This is a genomic window from Microbacterium sp. BK668, from assembly GCF_004362195.1.
GTDB lineage: Bacteria > Actinomycetota > Actinomycetes > Actinomycetales > Microbacteriaceae > Microbacterium.
On record NZ_SNWG01000006.1, the window covers coordinates 1 to 3,427 of the forward strand.

2 protein-coding genes are annotated in these 3,427 nt (G+C 69.5%); both read left to right on the top strand.

Going from position 1 to position 3,427, the window contains the following annotated elements; genetic code table 11:
• Positions 1–116: 116 nt before the first annotated feature.
• Positions 117–566, top strand: a complete 450-nt coding sequence (locus EV279_RS16725) for a DUF805 domain-containing protein (protein WP_133546098.1) — start codon at positions 117–119, stop codon at positions 564–566.
• A gap of 430 nt (positions 567–996) precedes the next feature.
• A complete protein-coding gene (locus EV279_RS16735; protein WP_133546099.1) occupies positions 997–3,114 on the top strand; it encodes a DEAD/DEAH box helicase in 2,118 nt (705 codons plus the stop codon).
• The last annotated feature ends 313 nt before the right edge of the window (positions 3,115–3,427 follow it).

The window sequence follows — 3,427 nt, forward strand, 5'->3', positions numbered from 1 at the left end:
GCAGGGGCGACCCTGTGGGAGAGTAGGACACCGCCGGACTTCTTCCGAGAAATGGCCACCCAACGCTGGGTGGCCATTTCGCGTTACAAGGGGTCGATTTCGTTAGAGTGTGCCGCATGAGCACACCTCCCTCGCCCTCGATCGCCGAACCGCTCTACGGGGCCTCGTTCGGACAAGCCATTGTCCGGTTCTTCCGCAAGTACGCGACGTTCTCGGGCCGCGCCAGCCGCTCGGAGTACTGGTGGTGGCAGCTCGCGACCACATTGGTGTACCTGGTTCTCGCCGCTCTGGCTCTGGGAATCGGCTTCGCCACTGGAGGTCTCAACGCTGAAGGGGATGTGTTCTACCTCAGCCCCGCGTTCAACATCGGAATCGCCCTTGCAGCCGGGTGGGCCGTGGTGACGCTCATCCCGCAGATCGCCATCGCGGTTCGCCGCCTCCACGACGTCAATCTGTCGGGATGGTTGGTACTGCTCAGGCTGCTGCCGTCCGTCGGCGACGTGATCCTCCTTGTGCTGACTGTGCTGCCACCCAACCCAGCTGGAGCGCGCTTCGACAAGCGCTGAGGCGAACGGAGATGGTGCCGGCGACCCCGCGCACCAGCCAGCGGGCGATCGCGGGTATCGGGCAGGCATGGAACGTGTCGACGACCTTCTCGGCGATCCGCCGACCTTCGGCGAGGTCCTTCGCGTAGGCGGCGCGGAGATGTCGCGCGCATTGCCACGCGACAAGTACTGCGGGCGATCGCCGCGACAGTCGCGTGCTCTCGACGCAGCTGCCCGATCGCCCAGGACGCCACCCCGCACGCCGGGCATCCGGTCGGCGTCGTCGCGCTCGAGACGGCGACCACGAGCAGCCCGTCAGGGGCGTTCGACGTCTTACCCCGCACGCCCCCACCGGATGTCCGGAGAGCCCGACGAGGACCATCGGTACGCGCCGCCCGGCTGGCGAGCGACGCCGGACGCGCATGTCGGCGCCATGCGCAAGGCTGGGTGTATGACCCCCACGCCGTCGCTGCACGACGAGGCGCTCGAGATTCTGCGGCTCCTCGTCGGCCGAGAGGATGCCGCGTTCCACGACGGTCAGTTCGAGGCGATCGCGGCACTCGTCGACGGACGCCGTCGCGCTCTGGTCGTGCAGCGCACCGGTTGGGGCAAGTCCGCGGTGTATTTCGTCGCCACGCTCCTTCTCAGACGGCGGGGTACGGGTCCGACGGTGCTCGTGTCGCCTCTCCTGGCGCTGATGCGCGATCAGATCGCGGCCGCCTGGCGAGCCGGCGTCCGCGCCGTGGCGATCAACTCCACGAACGCGCACGAATGGGCGGACGTGCACGGGCAGCTCGTGCGCGACGAGGTGGACGTCCTGCTCGTCTCTCCCGAGCGCCTCAACAATCCCTCGTTCCGCGACGACCAGCTGCCCGAACTCCTTCCGCGGATCGGCCTCCTCGTCGTCGACGAAGCGCACTGCATCAGCGATTGGGGTCACGACTTCCGGCCCGACTATCGCCGACTCCGCGAGCTCATCGCGCGCATGCCTGCGGACGTGCCCGTGCTCGCGACGACCGCGACGGCCAATGCGCGCGTCGTGGCCGACGTCGCCGAGCAGCTCGCAGACCTCGCACCGGGCGCCGGCACGGCGGAGGTCCTCATCGTCCGTGGACCGCTTGCCCGGACGTCCTTGCGCCTGGGCGTGCTGCGCCTGCGAGATGGCGCGAGCCGGCTGGCCTGGCTGCTCAGCCATCTCCGCGACCTGCCGGGCTCCGGCATCATCTACACGCTGACCGTGTCGGCCGCCATCGACACCGCCCGGCTGCTCAGGGAGCACGGGCACGAGGTCCGCGCCTACACGGGTCAGACCGACAGCGAGGAGCGGGAGGAGTCGGAGCGGCTGCTCAAAGAGAACAGGGTGAAGGCTCTCGTTGCGACCAGCGCGCTGGGGATGGGGTTCGACAAGCCGGACCTCGGCTTCGTCGTGCATCTCGGCGCCCCGTCCTCGCCGGTGTCGTACTACCAGCAGGTCGGGCGTGCCGGCCGCGGTACGGCATCGGCCGATGTGCTTCTCCTTCCGGGCGCGGAGGACCGCGACATCTGGCAGTACTTCGCGACCGCGTCGATGCCCGATCGGGAACGGGCCGAGCGCGTGCTGAGTGCACTGTCGGCTGCGAACGGCCCTGTCTCGACGCCTTCGCTCGAGGCGCTGGTCGACATCCGTCGCACACCGCTCGAGCTCCTTCTGAAGGTCCTCGACGTCGACGGGGCGGTGGAGCGCGTCCGCGGCGGGTGGATCGGGACGGGGCGGCCATGGACGTACGACGAGGAGCGATACTCCCGCATCGCTACAGAGCGCGTCGCCGAGCAGGAGCACATGCTCGAGTACGAGTCGACGGACCGCTGCCGCATGGAGTTCCTCCAGCGATCCCTCGACGACGCCACCGCCGAGCCGTGCGGCCGGTGCGACAACTGTGCGGGTCCGTGGTTCTCGTCACAGATCCGGGAAGGGGCGACGGATGCCGCGTCCGCCGCCCTCGATCGCGTCGGCGTGCCGATCGAGCCGCGACGGCAATGGCCCGCCGGCGCCGACCGACTCGGCCTCCCGGTCCGCGGTCGTATACCCGCCGACGAGCAGATGGAGGAGGGGCGCGCGCTCGCGCGCCTCACGGATCTCGGCTGGGGCGGCAGGCTCCGCGAGATGTTCGCCCCCGGCTCGGCGGATGGCGCGATCCCGCCCGACCTGCTGGATGCGTGCCTCAGGGTGCTGGGGGAGTGGAAGTGGCAGCAGCGGCCCGTGGGCGTGGTCGCCATGCCGTCGCGGGCGAGGGCCGAACTCGTCGCCACGACGGCCGGCGGGATCGCTGCGGCCGGTCGTCTGCCGATGCTGGGCACGCTCGACCTCCTCGACGGTGGCCCGACCGGCGGGCCGGGTGGCAACAGCGTGTTCCGGCTCTCCGGCCTGTGGGGCAGACTCTCGGCTGCCCGGATCGAGGCGCCGCGGGGGCCGGTCCTTCTGGTCGACGACCTCGTCGACAGCAGGTGGACCCTCACCGTCGCCGCCCGCGAACTGCGCCTCGTCGGCGCCACCGATGTCCTGCCCTTCGCGCTCGCCGTGCGCGGTTGAGCCGCGCACCAGGCGCGAGACCCTGCGACACGCCCGGGATCCTGGCTGGGTTGGACGATCGCCAGGCGCCGGTCTACTATAGACAAGTTGCCCAGCGAGACGGCGGATAGCCGAGAACCGGGGCAGCGATCTTCGCCCGATGAGCCCATCATCGGCGGCCGCTTTGCTCTCGAGTCGAACGGCGCCGATTTGACAGGCCGGCCGAGGCGAGTAAGATAGAGAAGTTGCCCTGTGGGTGAGGCTGTGAGGCTGAGCTGCGGGAGCATCCGATCCTTGAGAACTCAACAGCGTGCACTTGTCAAATGCCAAATAA